The organism is Corynebacterium rouxii (genome assembly GCF_902702935.1).
In the GTDB taxonomy this organism is placed as follows: Bacteria; Actinomycetota; Actinomycetes; order Mycobacteriales; family Mycobacteriaceae; genus Corynebacterium; species Corynebacterium rouxii.
In genome coordinates this window covers 1,630,275-1,654,839 of record NZ_LR738855.1, presented here as the reverse complement: position 1 = coordinate 1,654,839, position 24,565 = coordinate 1,630,275, and the positions used below count along the sequence as shown (strand labels likewise).

The 24,565-nt window shown below is 50.8% G+C and carries 20 protein-coding genes and 1 pseudogene; 17 read left to right on the top strand and 4 right to left on the bottom strand.

The features are described from left to right. The first annotated feature begins 79 nt into the window (after positions 1–79). The 4 genes from CIP100161_RS08160 (at position 80) to CIP100161_RS08145 (ending at position 3,888) form a co-directional block, all read left to right on the top strand. On the top strand, positions 80–1,033 hold the full coding sequence (locus CIP100161_RS08160) for an ROK family protein (RefSeq protein ID WP_155873477.1): 954 nt from the start codon (positions 80–82) through the stop codon (positions 1,031–1,033). Positions 1,034–1,084: 51 nt separating this feature from the next. After that, positions 1,085–1,810, top strand: a complete 726-nt coding sequence (locus CIP100161_RS08155) for a lysophospholipid acyltransferase family protein (RefSeq protein WP_155873475.1) — start codon at positions 1,085–1,087, stop codon at positions 1,808–1,810. A gap of 66 nt (positions 1,811–1,876) precedes the next feature. After that, positions 1,877–2,386, top strand: coding sequence for a polyadenylate-specific 3'-exoribonuclease AS (locus CIP100161_RS08150; protein WP_155873473.1), 510 nt, complete (start codon positions 1,877–1,879; stop codon positions 2,384–2,386). Positions 2,387–2,499: 113 nt separating this feature from the next. Continuing rightward, the gene (locus CIP100161_RS08145; RefSeq protein ID WP_155873471.1) at positions 2,500–3,888 is read left to right on the top strand and encodes a class II 3-deoxy-7-phosphoheptulonate synthase; all 1,389 of its coding nucleotides are present in this window, start codon (positions 2,500–2,502) and stop codon (positions 3,886–3,888) included. 68 nt (positions 3,889–3,956) lie between these two features. On the opposite strand, the gene pknB is transcribed toward CIP100161_RS08145, so the two are convergent. Next, positions 3,957–6,149: a Stk1 family PASTA domain-containing Ser/Thr kinase gene (gene pknB, locus CIP100161_RS08140; protein ID WP_155873469.1), complete on the bottom strand. Its 2,193-nt coding sequence runs from the start codon at positions 6,147–6,149 to the stop codon at positions 3,957–3,959. 102 nt (positions 6,150–6,251) lie between these two features. Between pknB and CIP100161_RS08135 the strand changes: the two genes are divergently transcribed. Then, positions 6,252–6,620 (top strand): Rv2175c family DNA-binding protein, encoded by a 369-nt coding sequence (locus CIP100161_RS08135; protein WP_155873467.1) that lies wholly within the window; start codon positions 6,252–6,254, stop codon positions 6,618–6,620. Here the strand turns inward: CIP100161_RS08135 and CIP100161_RS08130 are convergent, their stop codons facing one another. After that, positions 6,621–8,108, bottom strand: coding sequence for an alpha-(1->6)-mannopyranosyltransferase A (locus CIP100161_RS08130; protein ID WP_155873465.1), 1,488 nt, complete (start codon positions 8,106–8,108; stop codon positions 6,621–6,623). A 21-nt stretch (positions 8,109–8,129) separates the two neighbouring features. After that, entirely contained in the window at positions 8,130–9,305 is a 1,176-nt protein-coding gene (locus CIP100161_RS08125; RefSeq protein WP_155873463.1) for a polyprenyl synthetase family protein, read from the bottom strand. Between the two features lie 199 nt (positions 9,306–9,504). Between CIP100161_RS08125 and metF the strand changes: the two genes are divergently transcribed. Beyond that, entirely contained in the window at positions 9,505–10,488 is a 984-nt protein-coding gene (gene metF / locus CIP100161_RS08120; RefSeq protein WP_155873461.1) for a methylenetetrahydrofolate reductase [NAD(P)H], read from the top strand. On the opposite strand, the pseudogene CIP100161_RS08115 reads toward metF, so the two are convergent. Further along, positions 10,485–11,064, bottom strand: a pseudogene (locus CIP100161_RS08115) (GNAT family N-acetyltransferase). The gene metF and the pseudogene CIP100161_RS08115 overlap by 4 nt on opposite strands. 73 nt (positions 11,065–11,137) lie before the next feature. Between CIP100161_RS08115 and CIP100161_RS08110 the strand changes: the two are divergent. The 11 genes from CIP100161_RS08110 to ftsW all read left to right on the top strand — a co-directional run bounded on the left by CIP100161_RS08110 (position 11,138) and on the right by ftsW (position 24,565). Beyond that, on the top strand, positions 11,138–11,683 hold the full coding sequence (locus CIP100161_RS08110) for an SAV_6107 family HEPN domain-containing protein (RefSeq protein WP_232053132.1): 546 nt from the start codon (positions 11,138–11,140) through the stop codon (positions 11,681–11,683). 120 nt (positions 11,684–11,803) lie between these two features. Beyond that, complete coding sequence (locus CIP100161_RS08105; protein WP_155873459.1) at positions 11,804–12,196, top strand: DUF3040 domain-containing protein; 393 nt, start codon at positions 11,804–11,806, stop codon at positions 12,194–12,196. A 547-nt stretch (positions 12,197–12,743) separates the two neighbouring features. Further along, complete coding sequence (gene mraZ / locus CIP100161_RS08100; protein WP_003852170.1) at positions 12,744–13,175, top strand: division/cell wall cluster transcriptional repressor MraZ; 432 nt, start codon at positions 12,744–12,746, stop codon at positions 13,173–13,175. A 182-nt stretch (positions 13,176–13,357) separates the two neighbouring features. Beyond that, positions 13,358–14,377 carry a 16S rRNA (cytosine(1402)-N(4))-methyltransferase RsmH gene (gene rsmH, locus CIP100161_RS08095; RefSeq protein WP_155873457.1) on the top strand — a complete coding sequence of 340 codons (1,020 nt, stop codon included), beginning with the start codon at positions 13,358–13,360 and terminating at the stop codon, positions 14,375–14,377. Between the two features lie 58 nt (positions 14,378–14,435). Beyond that, complete coding sequence (locus CIP100161_RS08090; RefSeq protein ID WP_155873455.1) at positions 14,436–15,209, top strand: hypothetical protein; 774 nt, start codon at positions 14,436–14,438, stop codon at positions 15,207–15,209. 30 nt (positions 15,210–15,239) lie between these two features. Next, complete coding sequence (locus CIP100161_RS08085; protein WP_155873454.1) at positions 15,240–17,264, top strand: peptidoglycan D,D-transpeptidase FtsI family protein; 2,025 nt, start codon at positions 15,240–15,242, stop codon at positions 17,262–17,264. 107 nt (positions 17,265–17,371) lie between these two features. Next, entirely contained in the window at positions 17,372–18,913 is a 1,542-nt protein-coding gene (locus CIP100161_RS08080; RefSeq protein ID WP_155873452.1) for a UDP-N-acetylmuramoyl-L-alanyl-D-glutamate--2,6-diaminopimelate ligase, read from the top strand. 53 nt (positions 18,914–18,966) lie between these two features. After that, positions 18,967–20,457 carry a UDP-N-acetylmuramoyl-tripeptide--D-alanyl-D-alanine ligase gene (locus CIP100161_RS08075; RefSeq protein ID WP_155873450.1) on the top strand — a complete coding sequence of 497 codons (1,491 nt, stop codon included), beginning with the start codon at positions 18,967–18,969 and terminating at the stop codon, positions 20,455–20,457. 25 nt (positions 20,458–20,482) lie between these two features. Continuing rightward, positions 20,483–21,583, top strand: coding sequence for a phospho-N-acetylmuramoyl-pentapeptide-transferase (mraY, locus tag CIP100161_RS08070; RefSeq protein WP_155873448.1), 1,101 nt, complete (start codon positions 20,483–20,485; stop codon positions 21,581–21,583). Positions 21,584–21,587: 4 nt separating this feature from the next. Beyond that, entirely contained in the window at positions 21,588–23,030 is a 1,443-nt protein-coding gene (gene murD, locus CIP100161_RS08065) for a UDP-N-acetylmuramoyl-L-alanine--D-glutamate ligase (RefSeq protein WP_155873446.1), read from the top strand. A gap of 26 nt (positions 23,031–23,056) precedes the next feature. Beyond that, entirely contained in the window at positions 23,057–24,565 is a 1,509-nt protein-coding gene (ftsW, locus tag CIP100161_RS08060; RefSeq protein ID WP_155873444.1) for a putative lipid II flippase FtsW, read from the top strand.

The following is a 24,565-nucleotide window of genomic DNA, read 5'->3' as shown; positions in this document are numbered from 1 at the left end:
GCGTCGCCGATATACTTGGAAAGCTATGGCTTGTGCCATTGTGGCGACCGCTGTTGTCTACCATTAACGAGGCGAAACAATGACGAATATGTCAGAATCTGTCACTGTCGGATTCGACATCGGTGGAACCAATATGCGAGCAGCGGCGGTGACGGATTCCGGTTTGATCATCGACTCCGTTTCGGTTCCTACCCCTAAAACTTCTGAAGCTCTGGAAAAAGGCATTATCTCTCTGGTAGCTCAATTGCGGGAAAAGTACGAGGTTTCTGCTGTAGGGCTTGCCGTTGCAGGTTTTTTGGATCCTGATTGTGAAATCGTTCGCTTCGCTCCTCATCTGCCGTGGCGTGATCGTCCAGTGCGTGCGGAATTAGAAAACGTGTTGGGACTTCCCGTTCGTCTCGAGCATGATGCGAATTCCGCAGCGTGGGGAGAGTACCGTTTTGGTGCTGCACGTGGTTCGCGCAACTGGGTCTTGTTCGCGGTTGGCACTGGTATCGGTGCCACACTGATGCACGAGGGTGAGATTTACCGCGGTGCTTTTGGTACGGCTCCTGAGTTCGGTCACCTCACAGTTGTTCCTCAAGGTCGGCAATGCTCCTGCGGTAAGAGTGGATGTTTGGAACGTTATTGCTCGGGTACTGCTATTGAAGCGACAGCGCGTGAGCTCCTCGATGCTGATCGTGGTCGTGACTCTATGGTCGCTGCAGCGTATCGATCAGGCACATTGAGCGGGAAAACTGTGACTGAGGCTGCTCGCCAAGGTGATGCTTTTGCCATTGAGGTCTTTGACGATTTTGCAGAATGGATGGGCCGAGCCCTGTCTATCGTGTGTGATGTTTTGGATCCGGGGCAAATTGTGATTGGTGGCGGGTTGTCCACATCAAGCGATTTGTTCTTGGATAAGGCTACCCAGCACATGGCACAGCAGATTGTCGGGGCTGGGTATCGTCCTCTTCCGACGGTGGTGTGTGCCGAATTAGGCGGCGATGCCGGTATGATCGGGGTATCTGATCTGGCTCGGCATCGCGTCTAGCTTGAGTTCATCGTGTTAGCACATTCGGCTCGGAAAAATAAGGATGAAGCCATGCATAACAAATGGTATTGGACGTTTAAGAACATTTTGTGGGGGCCTATTCTTCGGGTGTACAACCGTCCTGAGATTCATGGGCTAGAAAATATTCCCGCTGAGGGCCCAGCTATCCTTTCCTCAAACCATCAGGCTGTTATGGATTCGTTCTATTTGCCATTGATGTCGCCACGGCAGATCACATTTCCCGCCAAGCAGGAGTACTTTACAACTCCTGGATTTATCGGTTCTTTGCAGCGTTGGTTTTTTACTGCGGTGGGGCAGGTTCCTATCGACAGGACGTCGAAAAGCGCTGGTGATGATCTCCTAAAAACGGCGCGTATGGTTCTTAACCGCGGGGATCTTTTTGGAATCTATCCAGAGGGTACTCGATCTCCTGATGGACGTATCTATCGTGGCAAGACGGGAATGGCTCGCATTGCTCTCGACACTGACGTGGTCGTTGTTCCGATCGCGATGATTGGTTCTCGGGATGCGAATCCTATTGGAACGTGGGTACCACGACCGCACAAGGTGATTATTAAAGTTGGTGAGGCTATTAGTCCACGTGCCTTTGTGAGCGATGCTGGTTATGACCCAGATTCCTATGAAGCAATGCGCTTTTTTACGGATCATGTGATGCAGATTCTTGCGGATCTGACAGGTCAGCAGTATGTCGATTTGTATGCGGTCGATGTCAAAAAGTCGCTTGCTGCGGGTAAGGGATACCCTGAAGGCGCTTAGTGGTGTAGGTGTTGGATAGTCTAGGGTCTGAGAGCTATCCAACACCTTTTGTGAATGTGAGCATCTGTGCGGTTTTTTTATGATACTGAGTTTATCGAAGACGGAGAGACGATCGATCTTGTCTCGATTGGAATTGTGTGTGAGGACGGCCGTGAGTATTACGCGGTGTCGACTGACGCAGATCATTCACGTGCGAACAAATGGGTGCGCGACAATGTCTTAGATAAAATGCCTAATCCGTCGAGTTCGTTGTGGAAAAGCAATGCGATAATTCGGCAGGAAGTCTATGAGTTTTTGACTTCTGCACCCGGTAACACTGAGTTGTGGGCATGGGTAGGGGCGTATGACCATGTGGTTCTGGCTCAACTGTGGGGGGATATGCGTGGGTTGCCTAAGGAGCTGCCGCGATATACCCATGAGTTGAAACAGTATTGGGAGATGGCCGGTCGTCCGCACTTGCCTAAGTTGCCGGAGGGAAATCACGACGCGCTTGTCGACGCCCGCCATAATCTGCAAAAGTTCAAGATTTGTGCTGAATCATTGCCATTGAACAAGCGTAATGTAGTTAACAGATAAAATGTCCATATGGGGGGAATTCTTTTCTCGTCACATGGGAAAATTTGGCCTAGTGGTGAATCTACTTATAGCCAAGACGCTACTTCTTCCTGTTCCGTGCTAAACATAAAGATGTGAGTTGGACAGTAGATATCCCTAAAGAAGCCCTGCCTGATCTTCCACCATTGCCGGATGGACTTCAGCAGCAGTTTGAAGACGTGATTGCTCGCGATGCGAAGCAGCAGCCCAGCTGGGATAGAGCAACTGCCGAGACCGTGCGTAAGATTCTTGAATCTGTACCGCCAATCGTCGTTGCTCCAGAGGTACGTGAGCTCAAGCAACACCTAGCTGATGTAGCAAACGGTAAGGCGTTTTTGCTTCAGGGTGGCGATTGTGCTGAGACTTTTGAGTCCAATACTGAACCACATATTCGCGCTAATATTAAGACACTTCTGCAGATGGCAGTAGTCCTAACTTATGGTGCTTCCACCCCAGTCGTTAAAATGGCTCGTATTGCCGGCCAGTATGCAAAGCCACGATCATCTGACCTAGATGCCAACGGTTTGCCTAATTACCGTGGCGATATTGTGAATGGCGTGGAAGCGACGGAAGAAGCACGTCGCCACGATCCTGCTCGCATGATTCGCGCTTACGCAAACTCTTCTGCGGCCTCCAACTTAGTTCGTGCATTGACAAGCTCAGGTACTGCGGATCTGCATCGTCTCACGGGGTGGAATCGAGAATTCGTAGCAAGCTCCCCAGCCGGAGCGCGCTACGAGGCATTGGCCCAAGAAATTGAGCGTGGACTGCGCTTCATGAGTGCATGCGGTGTTAATGACCATACCTTGCATTCGGCGGATATTTTCTGCTCTCACGAGGCACTTGTGGTTGATTATGAGCGTGCGATGCTACGGCTGGCTGAAGACGAAGCAGGAAACGTAGAACTGTACGATTTGTCGGCACACCAGCTGTGGATCGGTGAGCGTACTCGTGGACTCGATGATTTCCATGTGAATTTCGCGGCCATGATCGCTAATCCCATCGGTATCAAAATTGGTCCTACAGCTACTCCTGAAGAAGTTGTCGCTTACGCTAACAAATTGGATCCGAATTTCGTACCAGGTCGTTTGACGATTGTGGCTCGCATGGGTTACGACAAAGTTCGTGACGTGCTACCGGGCATTGTCAAAGCGGTGGAGGAATCCGGACACAAAGTGATTTGGCAGTCTGATCCTATGCACGGCAATACCTTCACTTCTTCAAATGGCTACAAGACTCGTCACTTCGACAAGGTCATTGATGAGGTACAAGGCTTCTTCGAAGTACACCGCGCCTTGGGTACTCATCCAGGTGGTATTCACATTGAGTTCACCGGTGAAAATGTCACCGAGTGTCTTGGCGGTGCCGAAGATATTACTGACGTTGATCTGCCAGGTCGTTACGAATCCGCATGCGATCCACGCCTGAACACTCAGCAGTCCTTGGAGCTGTCGTTCTTGGTTGCCGAGATGTTGCGTAACTAACGCGTATAAAATTAATGGGCCCGAAGCACAACGTTGCTTCGGGCCCATTAGTGTTTTATTGAAGCCTTCTAAGAGCTCAAGGTTTTGAGTTTGATGGTAGCCCCTGGTTCAGCGCGTCCACCGGCGGGAGTTTGCCAATATACTCGCGCAGAAGATTTGCTCGTCCCGCTTGTGGTCACGCTAAAGCCCGCTGCCTCTAGTTCGCGTTTAGCTTCAGCGTAGCGTTTACCTACAACAGAAGGCACTTCGACCTTGCCTGCAAGAACCAATGAGACTTTGGTATGTGCAGGATCGATGAGGCTACCAGAACTTGGTGTAATCGATGTGATCTCGTCTGCGGAATTTCCTACTTCATTGTCGGAACGAGAAACGGACCCCACTGTAATACCTGCCTCGGCAAGCGCACTGATGGCATCATGACGCGATTTTCCGCGAACATCAGGGATTTCTACAGAGGTAGAAACTTTAAGAGTTACTGAGCTGCCGCGGGGTAGGGTAGTGCCTGCTGCGGGGTCGGTACCAATGGCGTCGCCGCCGGGGATGATGTCACTAAATTCTTCGGCAATGGTGACGTCAAATCCTAGTTTTTCCAGCTCGCTTCGCGCTTGATCAACAGGACGTTCAGCAACATTGGGGATGTTCACAGGTGCCGGACCTTGGGAAAGTGCAACTGACACGGCACTGCCGACTGAGACTTCGTTGCCCGAACCTGGCACAACACGGGCAATTTTTCCTTCGGGCACAGAATCAGAAAATTCGGGAGCGCTTTCGCGGTACTCAAGTGTGCGTTCTTCGAGCAGGCGACGGTACTCGGAGGCCGAACGACTTTGGGGAACATCAGGAACAGTTGGGCGTCCCTGAGATACCAGCAACGTGATGTCGTCACCTTTCACAGCACGTTGACCTTGGTCTGGTTTCGTGCCAGCGATGACATTTTTAGGAACGTCGTCGCTGTATACAGGTTCGGTGATGGCTCCAAAGCCGGATTCCTCGGTAACGGCTACGGCTTGTACTTGGTCGAGGCCAAGGACCTGAGGCACTTCACCGTAGCGTCCAGAACCAAACCACCATGCTCCAAGTGCCACCGCGGTGGCCAATGTAATGACGGCAATAAGCCACAAAACAAAACTGATTTTGGAGCGATTGGTGACGGGCTGATGTGTTGAGGCAGGGATATGCTGTGGAGCTACTGGTTCAGGGGAATAGTCTGGTTTTCGTTGTGCTACTGGCCCGATGGGGGCAGCCGGCTGTGGAGTAATTGGTTGGAAGGCGCGAGTATGCGTGCTGGGGTCTTCGATAGGGAACAGACCTTCAGTTTCTCGCGGCAAGTCCGTGGTCATGAAGTCGGAGGTCGTGAAATGGCCAGTGAGGTGTTCATTGGACCGATAAGCCGCAGCATTGGCTGGTACTGGCACTCTGAATTCTGGGAGACGCAGTTCTTGCGCTACGTCGTCAAGAGCGTTGAGGAATTCTGCTGCATCCGCGAATCGTTCTTCGGGGCGTAGCGCTGTAGCAGAAGCAACGAGAGCGTCGATAAGCGGTGGAATTCCTGCGATCATGGACGAAGGTGCTGGCACTTCACTATCGAGACGCGCATAGGCATGCGCGATTTGATTATCGCCACTAAACGGAGTGGTGCCGGTGAGCAACTCGAACATTACGATGCCAGCGGAGTACACATCGCTTTCGGGGCCGATGTCATCGCCAGAAACTTGTTCGGGGGAAAGGTAGGACACCGTGCCGACGATTTGATTCGAGGTAGCTTGGCTTGCCGACGCCGCCCGGACCAAACCAAAGTCCGCCAACTTCACCTGATGATCGGCGTTGATTAACACATTATCGGGTTTGATATCGCGATGAACCATGCCCGCTGAGTGAGCTACGGACAGGCCTGTGAGTACCGAACGCATGACGGCAACCGCTGCATGAGGAGGCATAGGCCCGCGTTCTGCCAAAAGCTCGCGGAGAGTACCACCGGTGATGAGCTCCATGATGAGGAAGATATTGTCGCCATCGGAGGAAAAGTCATAGACTCCCACTAAACATGGGTGACCCAATTGGGCCATGGATCGAGCTTCTCTACGGAAGCGATCTCTGAAAATCGGGTCATCAAGGTAACGCTGATCCATTACCTTGGCTGCGACAAGTCGATCTAAGCGGGTATCTACACACCGGTAGACCGTTGACATTCCGCCCCTAGCAATAGGAGCCTCAATGCGATAACGGTTTTCGAGCACGTCGCCGATTTTCAGATCTGCCATAGCACATAGTATGGCTGACTGAGGCGGTGATTCGCTAACTCAGGGGGCCGCGTTGCGAGGGAAAACAACACTATTGGCCAGATTCACGATAAATTAGGCAGGGTGAGTAACAATATTGTTCCAAGTTCTGTCCTCCCCGCCGGAGAAAACCTTCTTACCGTTCCGGATTACGCTGAGCGCATTGGCCAGCCAGTCACTCGAGTTTTCGACCAGATTGGTGAACACAAGCTGATCTGTGTCGTGGATAACGGCATTAAAAAAATTCCGGAAGCATTCCTTTCCGAAAAGGGCACAACGAACAAATTCGTCCTCGGCGTTATCGCCTTGCTTTCCGATGGCGGATATACCGACCAAGAAATCTTCGAGTTCCTTTTTACCGAAGACGATAGCCTTCCAGGTCGGCCTATCGACGCCATCCACGGGCACCTAGCTCGCGAGGTCATGCGACGCGCGCAAGCAATGGGCTTCTAATTACTGCACTGATCCGGCCGCGGGATGGGATAACGCTGTGCTTGCATTAAAAATAGAACGCGTCATCCACCACGCTGCCACAGTTGTAGCAAGCATCCATGCAGGATTGTAGAGCTGATGATTTCCACTGCCCGTAAAAGCAAAAGCAACGATGATCGATGCCATCACTGTTAGCTTCTGCAACCACACGGGCGGTGTAAACGTTCCGATGAGCGATACCACACTCGCGTAGTACCACGGCAGTGTCACCGCATTAAAGAAAAACGCCACCATATATCCAGCAGCCGAGCCTTGGATAGCCGCGCGTTCCGACTTACGGAAATACCACCAGCAGCCGATAACGCCTAGTCCCATGAAGACCATGGAGATCTTGCGGATCACTGCGACGACGGCATTGAACGGGAACGGGTCGAGCCACAAAGAACCCACACCTGAGATCAGCGTAGCTACCAAGGAAGGGAATGCTAGAGGGTTAATCACCTTAGTGTTACCACTAAGGGCTGCGATCCATCCCCATGATGCCCCCGATGCCCATGTAATGAGCGCAACGATAGCGATTGTTTCTACCGCTCCCACAACAGCAAAAATCATAAAACGTACGATGCGGGAACGCAGCGTAGGTCTGGCCTGTGCCACAGCGATCCAAACGACAAAAGGAAGAGCAAAAGCAGCAGTTGCTTTCAGCGCCATGCCTACAGCGATGACGGCGATACCAGCGAAGATCCACGCAGGAGAACGTCGTAACGCAAAAACAAAGCCGACGCTGACCAGTCCCACCATGAGTGCCTCGTTGTGCATGCCACCAATCAAATGAAACACCATCACAGGATTGGCCACGCCAAGCCACAGTGCGAACGTCGGATTTCCGCCAATTGCCGCAGCAATCTTTGGAACCGACCATACGATCGCCCCAAAACCCACAAGCGAAACGAGCTTAAATAACAACACGCCAATCGAAATATGGTTGCCGGTGACCGTGGTGATCCATTCACCCAGCCACAGGTGCAACGGGCCGTAAGGGGTAGTCGTGTTGCGCCAATCATGAGATACCTCGTACAAGATAGGGCTGGGATTGACCGCAGCTCCTTGCGTATAGGCATCAAAACCATCACGCAATAAAGTTCCCTGAATCAAGTAGGAGTAAACATCACGAGACATAATTGGCGCAGCAAACAACAAAGGTGCAATCCACAACCAAATACAGCGCGTAACATACTGAAGGGAAACCGCTGATTGCATGACGCGGCAGCCCAAGAGATACCACGCAATGATGAACAAAGCTGTTCCGATCCATAACGTGATATTAGAAAAACCAGCACCGTGGCCATAAGCCAGAAACTCGACGTGCAAAGACTCGAGCAACCCGCCGCGATTTCGAATGGCGCCGCCGCCAAAAGAACCCAAAGCTATCAGTATTGACGCGCAGATTCCTACGCCCACTGGCGACAATGTTGAGCTCGTACGCAGAAGTTTCTGCAAAAAATCCATAGGTGTGTGATCTCCGGGGAATTAGAAGCTTCTCGACGTAGCCTTGATGGCTAGGTGTTTTAGAAACTCTTGGGCTTCTACATCAATAACATCATTGCTGATGTGCGCAAGCCCAGAAGCTCGCAAGGCTGCGATGCGCTCTTCGACCGCATCGGCGGCACCAGAGGAGCGAATAATTGAAGCCAATTGTGCAATATCTTCGGCTCCTGACACTGCGCCTAAGTCACGACGAATCGTTGCCGCCTCGTGGATCGAGCCCGCAGACTCCAAGATCTCTAATGCTTTGGCCACCAATACCGTGCGCTTTCCTTCGCGCAAGTCATCGCCAGCTGGCTTACCCGTAACACTTGGGTCACCAAATACACCTAGAAGATCGTCGCGAAGCTGGAACGCCAAACCGATATCGCGGCCATAATTTCGTAGGCAGTGAACTGTTTGATCATCAGCGCCTGCCAACGCCGCACCAATGTGAAGAGGACGCTCAATCGTATACGCGGCAGTTTTAAAACGATTAACGGTTTCCGCTAGTTCGATGCTCTCGCTACCAGTGGATTCAATGTAAATATCAAGAAGCTGTCCGCCAATAACTTCAGTACGCATGCCACGCCATGCATTCGAAGCACGACGAATCGCAGCATCACTAAGCCCAGAGTTATGGAACATATCATCCGCCCAAACCATGGCAAGATCGCCGACCAAAATAGCGATCGATTCACCAAAGCGTGCCGAATCACCTAGTCGATTCGATTCTGCGTGAGTGCGTTCTGCAACACGGTGCACCGTCGGGTTACCGCGTCTCGTGTCGGAAGCGTCGATAATGTCGTCGTGGATAAGCGCACATGCTTGGATCAGTTCCAGCGAGCTAATTGCTGTGAGTACCGCGCCGGGATTTTCCGTTTTATTGGTTAATCCGCCACTAGCAACAAAACCCGCCCACGCATACGTAGGTCGAATCCGTTTTCCACCGCCAAGGACGTATTCAACCAGCAGCTCGACGGCATTGCTCACTGGAACACCAATCTTGGCTACCTTGCGTTTACGGCCTTCGAAAAACTCCGCGAGTACTTCTTCTACTGCTGCTGGGACCTCCGAAAACGAAGGTAGTGAGTGATGACATGCAGAGATACCGGCGGGGTGCGTAGACAACTGGTTCACATTCCTTAAAAACTGTAAATTCTGTGCAGACTTTAAACCCATATTAGAGGGTGGGGACGCAGCTAAGCCAAGAGCTAAGAAAACTAGGGGTCGTGGTGGTATCGACCCTGTTCACTGAGGGCGTATAAGAACGGCTTCAGTAACTTGTCCTTTCTGAGCGAGTACGGCAACCTACAGTAAAAATGAATAAAATTCCTCCAGGTGGCAATATTTTTCAATTTTTCCCATAAAATACGCCCGTATGTCTGCACAACCGCTACCTGCTGCGTATCAGCGCACAATCACCGATGTCATTTCCATGCCAACACCGGGCCAGGTTCCGTTTTCTGTAGAGTTTATGCCGCCACGAGATGAGGCAGCAGAAGAGCGACTCTGGAAAGCCGCCGAAGCATTTCACGACTTAGGCGCCTCTTTCGTCTCCGTTACTTATGGTGCAGGCGGATCTAGCCGCGAGCGCACAATGCGTGTCGCGCACAAGCTTTCTCGTCATCCATTGACCACGCTCGTTCATCTCACGCTTGTGGAACACACCCAAGAAGAATTAGAAGAAATTCTGTGCACTTATGCGTCTCACGGGTTGTCTAACTTGCTTGCCTTGCGCGGCGATCCCCCTGGCACTGACCCGATGGCTCCGTGGGTTCCTACTGCAGGCGGCCTAGACTATGCCAAAGATTTGATCGACCTAGTGCGCAAGACTGAGCAGACCTCACACTTTCAGGTAGGAATTGCTAGTTTCCCAGAAGGGCATTATCGAGCGCCTAGCATTGAGGTGGATACGCAATTTACATTGGAAAAGCTGCGAGCTGGCGCGGAATTTTCGATTACCCAGATGTTCTTTGATGTCGATCATTACTTGCGCTTACGCGATCGTCTGGTTAAGGCTGATCCCGAACATGGATCAAAGCCGATCATCCCAGGACTTATGCCGATTACCAGCTTGAGGTCGGTTCGTAGGCAGATGGAATTAGCAGGTGCTACTTTACCTGAAGCGTTAGAAAAACGGCTTCTCGACGCAGCGCGCGGTGATGAGGAAGCTCATCGCGACGATATCCGCAAAGTAGGCATTGAAGTCACAACTGAGATGGCGCAGCGCCTTATCTCTGAAGGGGTTCCAGATATTCATTTCATGACCATGAATTATGTTCGAGCAACCCAAGAAGTACTCCATAATCTTGGTATGGCGCCCGCGTGGGGAACACAGCAAGGCCATGACGCTATTCGCTAATTGCGATGGGCTTTCCGCTGTAGAACGGCGAAGGGGCGACGATCTCCTTCAAACATAAAATTCCGAAGGAGATCATCAAAACCGCAAGAGCGGTAGAGGTGAAATGCAGCATTTTTTTCGTCAGGAACTTCAGGGGTGGATAGCAGTATAAGTTCATGGCCACAGTGGTTGATGAGCGCATGGAGTAAGTTTCGGCCGATTCCTTGTCCTTGTGCGCGGGGAGATACATGTAGTTCTGCAAGCTCGAAATATGGTCTAACTACAGGGGGGGCATTTTTGTTCTGCCAAACCACGATGGATTTGTCGATCCCACCAGTGTTCGGATCGGCCTGTGAAGCCGTAACCGATTCCTACGATTCCGTCACCAAATGCGGCGGGATTATTAGCAGAATCATCAATGGCACACACGGCAACAAAGCCTTGCTCTGTAATGGCATTGCGCCATACATGAATTCGTGCTGGGGCAATCGTCGGTGAGTAACCCATTGCCTCGATGTAGAGTCGCACGAAATCAGGGCAATGGTAACTGAAGGCTGGTCCAGGAACTCGAACGATAGTGATGGCCACGTACACTATCAAACCACACCCTTTAGTGGACTGTAGGGAAAGTTGATTATGTATCTTTTCAGTTCCGCAAGAATTGATATAGATGGATATTTTTATCACCAATGTCGAACAAACGTTCCATAATGGTGCTAGGATGAGCTTTAGATGTTGGAACTATTTTCTATGGTCGACACACAGCTTCAAGATGAAAGGGGATACGGTCATGTCGGTCATTATTTCTGCAACAACACGGTTTGCCGGTAAAAGTGGTAAAGGGCATGGCTTTTTAGCAAAGGCTGAATTGATGCTCAATGAATCGCGGAAGTGGGAAGCACAAGGGGATAACGCTTCTGCGTTGGAATATGTATACAGGGCGGGACTGCGTGCCGCGGGGGCGATGGTTGCGTGTAGTCGAATCGCTTCCCGGAAGCGTAAGCCATCTAATGTGTGGGATCAGCTCCGGATGATCGGTCCAGAAGGTATTCAATGGGCTGATCGGTTTCAAAAGTTTTCGCGTACTCGTTCTCGTGTGGTTAATGGCATGGATCCCGGAGTATCTATCGAGGTAGTGCATCGCTTGCAGCTCCTTGTAGATGAGTTCATTGGTTATCTTTTGGCAAGTGAATATTCTGAGCAAGAGGCTGCTTGACCATCTAGGGGTGTTTCGATTCTTGGTTTCTTACCTAGCGGGGAACTTACCTACTAGAGTGAGCGTTAGTAGCTAGTAAAGAGGTTTATTTTTACTTGTAACCAAGACTTGGAGGTCACGGTGGCGCTTTCTGATCATGAGCTGCGTGCGCTCAGGGAGATTGAACGATCTCTTTTGGCTGAGGATCCCAAATTTGGTGCCTCTGTTAGTGGGGTGGGAGTTAATGGTGGTCTAGGCATCGGCGTTTTGCGCTCTGTGGCCATTATGGTGTTGGGTCTCGTTATGCTGGTTGGTGGGGTTGCGCTTAGCCAACACACCCTGTGGTTTATAGCATTGGCAATTGCGGGATTTATCGTGATGCTCGCGGGAGGCATCTGGTTTGTTCGCGGCTCCAAAGGCGGAGGGGAATCATTTGTTTCAGCTCCGCGGGGATCTAAGAACATGTCGCAGAAAACCAAAGGCGGAATCGCTGATCGGATGGAAGAGAACTTCCGTAAGCGTTTCGAAGGATAAATTTATCGGGGAACGTGCAACGCTCGGGTGGCATCACTTAAAAGTGATGCCACCCGAGTTTTTTTATGGAGAGAGATTCCCAAAAGCTCCCCACTTTTCCCCACATCCACTTTTTAAGAGACTACCTATGTGTTTGTTGAGGGCTAAGTTATTGATGTTTTGCGTGTTTCTTGGGGTGTGAAGGGGTGTATTTGGGGATGATTTAATATTTTTTTGAAAGTTTAGGGAGGGGTCCCCATCGTAAAAACTGCAGGTAGTAGAAGTTTTAGCTTGGGGGATTGGTGGGAAATTGCAAAATGTGGTGTAGAAGGTGGGGGAAAGTGGGGTAGAGTGGGCTGCAGTGAAGCGGCGTGGTGTGTTTTCGTTCATGCCGTGATGCGAGGTCGGGTTTTCTTTTTGTCAAAAGGTACTCGGCCGAAGAGGTTCATAGCGTGAAGTTTTAACGAACTTTGTGGTGTGGACCGTAGATGGAAAACAGAATTAAATACCACTGCTGACAAATGCGACGCGGATGGCATGGAGCTGCAAAGGGAGGTGGCCGTATCCCATGTTTTTGGGTACCTACACCCCCAAGCTTGATGACAAAGGTCGTCTTACTCTTCCAGCGAAGTTTCGTGAGGAATTAGCTGGAGGGTTAATGGTTACGAAGGGCCAAGACCATTCGTTAGCCGTATACCCTCGCGAAGAGTTTGCTGCGCGGGCACGGAAAGCTGCTGCTGTGTCAAGGACTAATCCTGAGGCACGAGCTTTTATTCGTAATCTCGCGGCGAGTGCAGACGAGCAGCGTCCTGATGGGCAAGGAAGAATCACTCTTTCTGCAGCACATCGTACATACGCAGGCTTGTCTAAGGAGTGTGTGGTAATTGGCTCTGTGGACTTTCTAGAAATTTGGGATGCAGCTGCTTGGGCTGCATACCAAGAGGAAACAGAGGCTGCTTTCTCTTCTGCGGAAGGTGAGTTCCTCGGTGATTTCCTTTAAGTCAGTGTGAGTATGCGGAGTATACGCATGAACTCTGACTGGACGCCGTGCTCTGGTGTACTTCCCCGATATCAGAGCATGGAGCGTGTCAGTCAGGGCTCTGTGTAGACCCCGCCTTTACTACCTAAAGACCCAACAACATGTGTCTCAGGGCATGTGATTAAGCTCGAGAAAGGGGATAAATGACTCACGGTGAGCCGCAAGAGTTTTCGTTCGATGTTGAGGAAAACCATGGTCACGTCCCAGTTCTTCGAGCCAGAATGGCTGAGCTGATTGCGCCTAAGGTTACAGCGATGGGGTCAGATGCTGTCATTATCGATGCCACTCTCGGCGCTGGTGGGCATAGCAAATATTTTCTTGAAAGCTTCCCAGAAGCTCGAGTTATAGGTCTCGATCGTGATACTAATTCTTTGGCTTCAGCTCGTGAACGACTAAAAGAATTTGGCGATCGATTCCTCGGAATTCACACTCGTTTCGATCGATTTGCTTCGAAATTAGAGGAGCTGGCTCAGTCTGGAAACCCCATTGCATCTACTGCATTGGAAGAAGGTATCAGCGGTGCGCTTTTTGACCTTGGTGTTTCATCAATGCAGCTGGATCAAGCAGAGCGAGGGTTTGCCTACCGTGTTGATGCGCCGCTAGACATGCGCATGGACAACACGATCGGGATCACTGCAGCTGATGTGTTGAATACCTATAGTCATGGTGAGCTGGCACGAATCCTTAAAACCTATGGTGATGAGCGTTTCGCAGGAAAAATTGCAAGTGCAATAGTCCGAGAGCGTGAAAAAGAACCTTTTGAAACTTCCGCGCGGTTAGTTGAGTTGCTTTATGCGATGATTCCTGCCGCTACGCGTCGTACTGGTGGGCATCCAGCCAAGCGAACGTTCCAGGCGCTTCGAATTGAGGTCAACCGAGAATTGGAATCTCTAGAGAATGTACTTCCTGAGATTACGCAGCGTTTGGCTGCAGGTGGACGCGCAGTGTTCATGTCTTACCAGTCGTTGGAAGACAAAATTGTCAAGCGTTACTTCGTAGACATTTCTACTTCGAAAACGCCGCCGGGACTTCCGATGGAGCTACCGGAGTATGCGCCCAAATTCAAAGTTGTGACTCGCGGCGCGGAAAAAGCTACTGAGGCGGAAATTGAGGAAAATCCTCGCGCTGCATCGGTGAGAGTTCGAGCAATCGAAGCTCTGTAGAGAAAACAAAAAATCGCAATGACACAAACAAACGCAGTAGTTTTGGGGTGACCTAGAGATGACCATGACCGACCGTGCGCGTAGGGAGGCCAGCCACCGTTCTCGAGATCTGAGTACTGGGTCGACAACCGGAACTCAGACGTTGACCTACAATCGTTCTGGTTCTCGAGCAGGCTACAATGCGCAGCGAGTAGAAGAACGTCCGCTTCGGTCTCGTAGTTTTAGAAACACCGCTGGTTCTCGTCAGGTGTTCTCGCATCGAGGACGTCGTAATGAAGCTCCCCGAGCTGCAGTAGCGCCCGCGAATGTGAGAAGAGTAGTGGGAATCATCGTGATGCTGGTTTCAAGTGTTGCGGTTTCGCTGTACCTTTCGGGAATCTCAACGGAACAAACATTTGCGATGACACAGCTTCGCGCAAACGATAGCACGTTGTCCAACCAGATTGAGACGCTTAATCGAGACGTCGAAAATGCTTCCTCGACTGCTAACATCGCGCGACGCGCTCAAGAAATGGGATTAGTCGTACCGGATCAAGCAGGCATTTTGGTTCCACAGCATGAGGGGGAAGTAGTAGTTCAGCGAGAACCAGGCGAGAAAACCCACCCAGTCGTCGACGTCAATGGTGATCTCATTGCGCCTAAGGGTGCTTCGAGTGATCCCAATAAGACCAGTGAAGTTGCCGGAAATCTCAACGCAGTTCCGCCAGTTGGTAATGGCGCACCCGCTGCAAACGGTGGAGCGGGGGTAGCCTCGAACGGAGTCAATACGGGAGCAAATGAATCCGCAAACGGTTCAGTTGTTGCACCGTACGCACCAACTGTTCATCGTTAAGCCAACCAATGTAGTGAGGCGGATCTAGGAGTGAATTCGAGCAACCCTGATCGATTCCACGGTAGACCTTCGTGGTCGAGTCGGGACCATTCGCATCGGTTCTCCACGACTCAAGGTGCGAAAGATAAGGATCTGAAACTTAAGCGCGAGGTAAATGCTCGGCAGCGTAGTACTCAAGACTCAGTAGTATCGCATCATCGATTTAGAGTTTTTCGTGTAATAGTTGTGCTGATAGTAGCCGTACTTATCGCGCGCCTTGGTTGGGTGCAACTCGTATGGGGACCGGATCTTTCAGAAAAAGCATCTGCACAGCGCACACGAGTATTTGTCGATGCCGCACGTCGTGGCGAGATTTATGACAACACGGGCCAATTGTTGGCGTATACAATGCAGGCTCGATCGCTGACGGCGTCGCCTAAGCAGTTGCGTAAAGAGCTTGAATACACTGCCAAAATCGAGCTGCAGGACGAAAAAGAGTATTCCAGTTGGGATGAAAATCAGCGGACGAAAAAGATTGAAGACAAGGTAAATAGCTACCTAGAAGAGTATTCAAACGAAATTCCGAAGATCATCAAAGACTCGGAAGCCTCTGCCAACGACATCAAGTCAAAAGACATTCTGAAAAAACTAAAAGCTGATACTAGCTATGAGGTTTTGGTGCGAAACGTTGACCCAGATGTGGCCGAAAATATCGCGCAAAAGTTTCATGGTATCGCTGCCGATCTCCAACAGATCCGTCAGTACCCGAATGGTGCTGTCGCAGAAAATGTGATTGGCAAGATTAGTCAAGATGGACAAGGCCAATTTGGTTTCGAGTCATCGAATAATTCTGTGCTTTCAGGAATCGACGGACGCAAAACTCTCGATGTCGCTGCAAGCGGAGAAGTAATTCCAGGTTCGTTACGGGATGAAGTCCCTGCAACCAACGGGGCCAATGTCACTTTGACGTTGGATTTGGACATGCAGACCTATGTGCAGCAGCAATTGGAACAAGCAGTCTCCAATTCCGGTGCCCAAAGTGCCTCTGCAGTGGTTCTAGATGTAAAGACCGGAAAAGTGCTTACCATGGCAAATTCCGGAACGATCAACCCAAATGGAGATATTGAAAAGCAGCTCAAAGACAATAAGTCTTTTGAGAACACCACCATTTCTTCACCATTTGAGCCTGGATCGGTTGCCAAGATCATTACCGCTGCCGGAGTTATTGAAGATGGCAAATCAACCCCAGATGAAGTTCTGCAAGTACCAGGCAGCATCGAAATGTCTGGCGTAACCGTGCGTGACGCGTGGGAGCATGGCACGGTTGGGTATACCACAACTGGTATCTTTGGTAAGTCCTCGAACGTAGGTACTCTCATGCTCGCGCAGCGATTAGGAGATCAACGGTTTAACGATCTTCTTCATCGTTTTGGAATCGGACAGAATACAGGTATCGAACTTCCTGTAGAGTCACAGGGCCTTCTCCCCGACATTTCCCAGTGGTCTGGTGGTACCTTTGCAAACCTCCCAATTGGACAGGGCATGTCTGTGACACTGCTGCAAATGGCAGGTATCTATCAGGCTCTGGCCAATGATGGGCAGCGAATCGAACCACGCATTATCGAAAAAGTAGTGGATTCCTCAGGTAACGAAGTTGAGCAACAGCCACCTGCAGAAACCCGAGTCGTGTCTGCCCAAACCGCGCGTACTGTGGTTGATATGTTCCGGGGTGTAGTGCAAAAAGACCCCACCGGAGTCAATAGTGGTACTGGTGCAGGCGCAGCTGTTGATGGATATCAAATCAGCGGTAAAACTGGTACTGCTCAGCAAGTAGATCCAAACACTGGTGCTTATTCGAATTCGAATTACTGGATCACCTTTGCGGGAATTGCCCCAGCTGATAATCCGCGATTTGTTGTAGCACTTATGCTCGACAAGCCTCATCGCGGAGTCCATGGCGAAGGCGGACAATCGGCTGCGCCATTGTTCCACGACATCGCATCGTGGATCCTTGATCGTGATAATGTTCCACTTTCGCCACCAATGGAAGGACAACTCGTGTTGCAGGCTCAATAACCAGAGAAGATGCAACGTCGCTTAGCTATTTAACACACAACCTCGTGTTCACTTTGGAATTAAAGCTCCTGCCTATCCTCGGCGAGAGCGTGTAGAAAGGGGCCGATTTGCCTACTCAAACTCCGCAATCATGTACTCTCGAGCGTCTTACTGAACTTGCCGGTGGACGTCTAGTGGGAGAAACAGCAGCGGGCGCAACAGAGATTTCGGCGATTGGACTGGATTCATCACAGCTGCCAGCCGACGCAATCTTTGCTGCACTTCCAGGTACCAAAACCCATGGAGCTCGCTACGCTAGCCAAGGTAAAGCAGCGGCAGCACTAGCTATATTAAGCGACCACGAGGGAACCCAAATACTTGTAGATTCCGGTGAGAAGCGTCCCATAATAGAGGTAGACGATGTTCGCAGAGTTCTAGGAATACTCAGTGCGGAAATTTATGGGCACCCATCTCAGGACATGACAATCATCGGTGTGACCGGCACCAGTGGTAAAACCACGACCAGCTATATCCTTGAACGCGGTTTGATGGCAGCTGGCTTACACGTCGGGCTGATCGGCACTACTGGAACTCGTATCAATGGGCGAAAAGTCCCAACTAAATTGACAACCCCTGAAGCTCCTACTTTGCAGCAGCTCTTTAGCCAAATGAAGGCGGAAGGCGTAAGCCACGTGGTGATGGAAGTATCTAGTCATGCGCTGGCGTTGGGGCGTGTGACAGGGACTCGTTTTAGCGCAGCTGGCTTTACTAACCTGTCACAGGATCACCTCGATTTTCATCCAACGATGCAGGAGTATTTCGAGGCTAAAGCTTTGTTCTTCGATCCGGCTTCGCCGATACATGCTGAAAAGTCTGTTGTGTGCGTAAACGATCGTTGGGGTAAAACCATGGCCGAGCGTGCTGGCGCAGGGACCATCACTGTGTGTACCGAACAAGAGGTAGCTGTCAACCAAGCTGATTATTGGGTGAGCGATATCGACGTTAACCCTGTCGGGGCTCAGTCGTTCATCGTGCATCATGGTGTGCAGTCAACGGATGTGTATTTGCCACTGCCTGGCGGCTTCAATATCGCGAATACCGTAGTTGCGTTGGCTTTGGCGGAATCCGTGGGCGTTGATAAAGACGCCTTTATTCGTGGCATCGCGGACGTCGCAGTTCCAGGACGTATGGAATGCATCGATCGAGGTCAAGAGTTCCTAGCCGTCGTGGACTATGCCCATAAACCAGCAGCCGTAGCTGCAGTTATAGATACCGTCCGCGACCAAGTGCCGGGACGAATTGCGGTTGTCGTAGGTGCAGGCGGCGATCGAGATTCCAGCAAACGGCCAATTATGGGCGCTGAAGCAGCGAGCCGAGCAGATTTGGTCATTGTGACTGACGATAACCCTAGGTCGGAGGATCCCGCGAAAATTCGTGAGGCAGTATTAGAAGGTGCACATGGTGCTGCGGGATCGGCAGATATCCGTGAAATTGGAGATCGTAGAGAGGCAATTCGTACCGCAGTGCAATGGGCTCAGCCTGGCGATGCCGTCATTGTTGCTGGAAAAGGCCATGAAGTTGGTCAGCTCATTAACGGAGTTGATCATCACTTCGATGATCGTGAGGAAGTAGCAACTGCTCTGCATGATCGAGGTTTCAGCGTCGATTAATGGATGAATAGCCGGTTTTCATTGCACTTCATTGTTTTTAAGGACTTGAGAAAATGATTGATCTGACTGTTGAACAGATCGCACGTATCGTGGGTGGAACACTCACGCAAGGCACTAATCCAGAAACCGTAGTGACGGGACCTGTGGAATTTGACTCGCGCAAGGTATCTGAGGGTTCTTTGTTCGTGGCGTTGGCTGGGGCGCGTGTCGACGGTCATGATTTCGTACCAGCTGCATTAGATAGTGGTGCTGCAGCAGCATTGGTAGCGCATCCAGTGAAGACCGATTCTGGATTAGCGCCCGCTATTGTAGTTCCACCAGCGATTGGTCAACAGCAATCGGCCAACAGTTACGCAACTGAACATGATGAAGACGGTTCGGTTGCGGCTGTTCTTCAAGGTATGGGACTTATTGCGCGATCAGTAATCGATACGTTGACTGCTAAGGGGCTAACCGTCATTGGTGTTACTGGTTCGGCTGGTAAAACCTCGACCAAAGACATGTTGGCTTCAATTCTGAGTAATCAGGCCCCTACAGTGGCTCCTCCTGGATCGTTTAATAACGAGATCGGGCATCCATATACAGCTTTACGCTGTACAGAACAGACCCGTTATCTTGTAGCGGAGATGTCGGCACGCGGCATTGGCCACATAGCACATCTAGCGCAGATTGCCCCTCCTAAAATCGGTGTTGTACTCAATGTCGGCACCGCGCATTTAGGCGAATTTGGTTCGCGCGAAGTTATTGCTCAAGCCAAAGGCGAATTGGTGGAGTCACTTCCACATGACGGTGTGGCTGTACTTAATGCGGATGATGATCTCGTTGCAGGCATGCATACTCGAACTGATGCCCAGGTCATCACTTTCTCCGCGAATTCGCAGGACGCGGATGTGTATGCCTCCGATATTGAGCTTGATGATTATGCGCGTGCACGTTTTACTCTCCACATCGGCGAAGCGGAGAGCGTCGTAACGCTCCAAGTCGCTGGCCAGCATCAAGTTTCTAATGCACTGGCAGCAGCAGCGGCAGCATATGCGGCAGGCATAACCATTGACGATATCGCCGAAGCATTAAGCAGTCACCTTGGTGCTTCCGCGCACCGCATGGCCCTTATGCGCCGTAGCGATGGTGCCACCATCATTGATGATGCGTATAACGCCAATACTGAATCGATGCGTGCTGGTCTCACGGCGCTTTCCACTACTGCTCACAACAAGTCACTCAAGGGCGACGTCTCACGCGCGTGGGCAGTACTGGGACCCATGAGCGAGTTAGGGGAGGAATCGGTTGCAGCACACGCTGAAATTGGCAAGCTCCTCAGTGAACTTAATGTGCATGGGCTTATCGTTGTCGGAGACTCTGCCGATTCTTTGGCATTGGCAAATGGAGCCCGACGTAGCAATGTGACTACACTTATGGCTCGCGATACCGCAGAAGCAGCAGATCTACTTGATCAGAATATGGGTTCTGCAGACGTAGCTCTTGTAAAAGCATCAAATGCATATCGTTTGTGGGAAACCGCAGAGATTTTAGCTTCAAAATAAAGAAAGAATAACAGGTGAATCAACAATGACCCAGATCATTATTGCGGGCGCTGTGGGCCTTTTGGTGTCGATCTTTGTTACGCCCATTTTGATTCGGCGCTTTAGTGCCGAGGGGTTGGGACAGGAGATCCGTGAAGACGGTCCTAAATCGCATTTGCGCAAGCGCGGCACCCCCACCATGGGTGGTATCGCAATCTTGATCGGTATTACTGTTGCTTATGCAGTCACGGGGATCGTGGGTCAAGTCACTGGAACTGGTGGTTTTACAGCCTCAGGCCTGCTGGTTTTAGGCCTGACATTAGCGCTCGGTGGTCTTGGTTTTGCTGATGACTTTATCAAGCTCTACATGGGTCGTAACCTTGGCTTGAATAAGAAAGCCAAGTTGATCGGACAGTTGGCGATTTCACTTATCTTTGGTGCGCTTATTCTTCTTTTCCCCAACGCTGATGGGCTAACTCCAGGATCTAGTCACTTAAGCTTCTTGCGTGATTTGCCCACAGTTGACCTTGCTATTGGGCCCAAGGTAGTGGGAATCGTTATTTTTCTTCTATTCATTTACATTCTGATTTCTGCATGGTCTAACGCGGTAAATCTGACCGATGGGTTAGACGGATTAGCTGCGGGCTCAACTGCAATCGTGATGGGTACGTATACCGTTATTACGTTCTGGCAGTTCCGAAACTCGTGCTCGGCAGGAGCACAACCTGGTTGTTACGACGTGCGTGATCCATTGGACCTTGCAATTTTGGCTGCTGCTGGGTTGGGCGCGTGTTTGGGCTTTTTGTGGTGGAATGCGGCTCCCGCCAAGATTTTTATGGGAGATACTGGTTCTCTCGCACTAGGCGGCCTCGTTGCCGGGTTGTCAGTGGCCTCTCGTACAGAGCTTCTCATGATTATTGTTGGCGCCTTGTTTGTACTCGAAGCTGCTTCGGTAGTTATCCAGGTCGCGGGATACCGAACAAAGAAGATTCGTATTTTCCGGATGGCTCCTTTCCATCATCATTTTGAAAACGGTGGTTGGGCCGAAACAACTGTTGTGATTCGATTCTGGCTGATCGCTGCGGTGGCTGCGCTTATTGGTGCATCTATTTTCTATGGTGAGTGGCTATCTCTTACAGGAGTATAAAAATATGTCTGCCACCAAAATGACAGTAAGTATTGAAGAGCTCAAGGTTTTGCTTCCTGAGTTAGCAGGCCGCGTACTCGTTGCGGGTGCAGGTGTTTCTGGGGTCGGAATCACTCAGCTGTTGCGAGAGATGGGGTGTGCTGTCACCGTTGCAGATTCCAATTCTGCGCAGCTGGATAAGCTGGCTCAGCAAACTGGGTGTCAGGTTATTAGTCCAGCTGATGTAGTTTCGAATGGTTTTCGAGATTACACAGTAGTGGTTACTTCTCCAGGTTGGCGACCTGATTCGCCGCTTCTCGTTGCTGCGCAGAGTGCTGGCCTTGAGGTCATTGGCGATGTTGAGCTGGTGTACCGCCTTGATCGTGCTGAGGTATTTGGCCCGAAACGAACATGGATGGTGGTTACTGGCACTAACGGTAAAACCACGACAACGGCCATGCTCGCAGAAATCATGCAACATTCTGGTGCACGTGCTGCCGCCGTTGGAAACATCGGTGTATCGGTTGCGGATGCAGTGAGTACTCAACCGCGTATCGATGTTTTAGTTGCGGAGCTTTCGAGTTTTCAGTTGCATTGGTCTTCGACTTTGATCCCTGACGTTGGGATTTTGCTCAATCTTGCTGATGACCACATTGATTGGCACGGTAGTTTCGCCCAGTATGCACAGGATAAGGCAAAAGTATTAGCTGCTCCCACTGCGATTGCGGGCTTGGATAATGAGCATGTGATGACGGAAATAAGACGCATCCAACGTGCCGAAGATGCTGATCCCATCATCGGATTCACCTTAGGCGAACCAGCAAAAGGCATGTTAGGCCTACGCGATGGACAGCTTATCGACTGTGCATTTGGCGATAACGTGGTGTTGCGGTTTGCGGAAGGAATCGAACCAGCAGGTCCGGCAGGGCTTTACGACGCCCTTGCTGCAGCTGCGGCAGCGCGCTCGATGGGAGTAAGTGCCGCATGTATTGAAGAGGCACTGTCCAAGTTTGAAGTCGCAGGACATCGCGGACAATGCGTGGGGCGTCATAGGGAAGTCGTTGCGATTGATAATTCGAAAGCAACAAATCCACATGCTGCAGATAGCGCACTTGCTGGTTTCTCTTCAGTAGTGTGGGTTGCCGGTGGCCAGCTCAAGGGAGCAGAAATCGATGAGCTCATTGTTCGACATGCCGGACGAATCAAAGCAGTAGCTTTGTTGGGCGTCGATCGTGATGTGATTGAAGATTCTGTTCGGACTCACATTCCTGGTATTCCGGTTCTAAACGTTTCTGAGACTGATCCACGTCGAGCAATGGATGAGGCAGTAGCGTGGGCGGTATCCCAAGCAGAAGCAGGCGATGCGATCGTATTGGCTCCTGCAGCGGCTAGTCTTGATATGTACACCGGCATGGGGCAGCGTGGAGACATGTTCGCTGCAGCGATTGCACAATATTTACACGACTAACATTTTTGTCGGTGAGGAGCACCACAATGAGCACCAACATTTCGAATCGTGGCTCTCGGGTTCGTGACCGGATAGCGAGTTTTTTGGGCGAAATGATGCGCCGACCGCTGACGGATTATTACATCGTGATGTTCGTTATCGCCTTGTTGGTGCTCACTGGCGTTTTGATGGTGGTTACCTCGTCGATGGCAACCTCTGTTTCAGAAACCGGTAGCGCGTGGACTTACGCTACCAAGCAGATTTTGCTCATTGTTATCGGTTTTATCGCCATGATCGGCGTCATGCAGATGCCACCGCGCCAAGTTCGAAAATATGCCGTGTGGCTGATGCGCATTTCGATTCTTCTTCTCATCGTGGTGTTAATTCCTGGCATCGGTACGGGTAAAGAACAGGTCGGGTCGCAGTCATGGATTCCACTTGGGCCCGTCAACATTCAGCCATCAGAGATCGCTCGTGTGGCCTTAGCCATTTGGGGAGCAAGTTTTCTCACCCGTAAACCTAAGGTGTACCTCCGCTTTTATGGGATTGATTTTGATCGCCGCGCGATGTTTGCGGTCATTGCTGGTTTCACCTGTGCATTAGTCATGGCTGAGGGGGATCTTGGTATGACGGCAATGCTCGGATTTCTCACATTGATCATGCTCGTATTTGCAGGGCTTCCACGGGGCTTGATTGTTACAGCGTTGACAATTTCTGGCGTAGCTTTCGTTTTGGCAGTCACAATGCATGGATATCGCGGTCACCGCATCACGGTTTTTATGGATGCGCTTTTTGGTCGATTTGATGATATCGACGGTGTGGCATATCAGTCTTATCAAGGCATTTTATCGCTTGCCGACGGATCCTTCACAGGACTGGGAATCGGACAGTCACGAGCGAAATGGTTTTATCTTCCAGAGGCGAAAAACGACTTCATTTTTGCCATTGTTGGAGAAGAACTCGGTTTTGTCGGGGCTGCCATCATCATCGGATTATTTACTGCGCTCCTGCTGATTGCGTTAAGAATTGCGCTAAGAATTAAAGACAATTTCCTTTCTCTTTCTGTTGCTACTCTTGCCGCGGGTATTTCTTTGCAGGCTTTTATCAACATGGCCTATGTGATTGGCATTCTTCCGGTTACTGGTATTCAACTTCCTTTGATTTCCGCAGGTGGTAGTTCTGCGGTGATTACACTGGCGGCGTTGGGTTTGATTGCAAACTGTGCGCGTTATGAGCCCGAAGCGATTTCAGCGATGCAGTCCTATGGACGGCCAGCCTTGGACCGAGTGTTGTTCTTGCGGGAGCCGGATGTATCCGATATCCGGACACGTCGTTCTACACGGCGATCTTCACAAGGAACACGCCAGTCGGGAGCTCCTAAGAGGCAACCGCCGAAGATCGAGCGCAATGAGCGAGTGAGTTACCGCCAAAGTTCAACAGGTACTTGGGGTTCGAGTGACCGCGATAGAACTGGTAGCGTCGACAAGCAGCGGGGAGCACAGCGCCAACCTCGACGTCGAAATTATCCACAAGACAACAAACGCAGGAGAAGATGA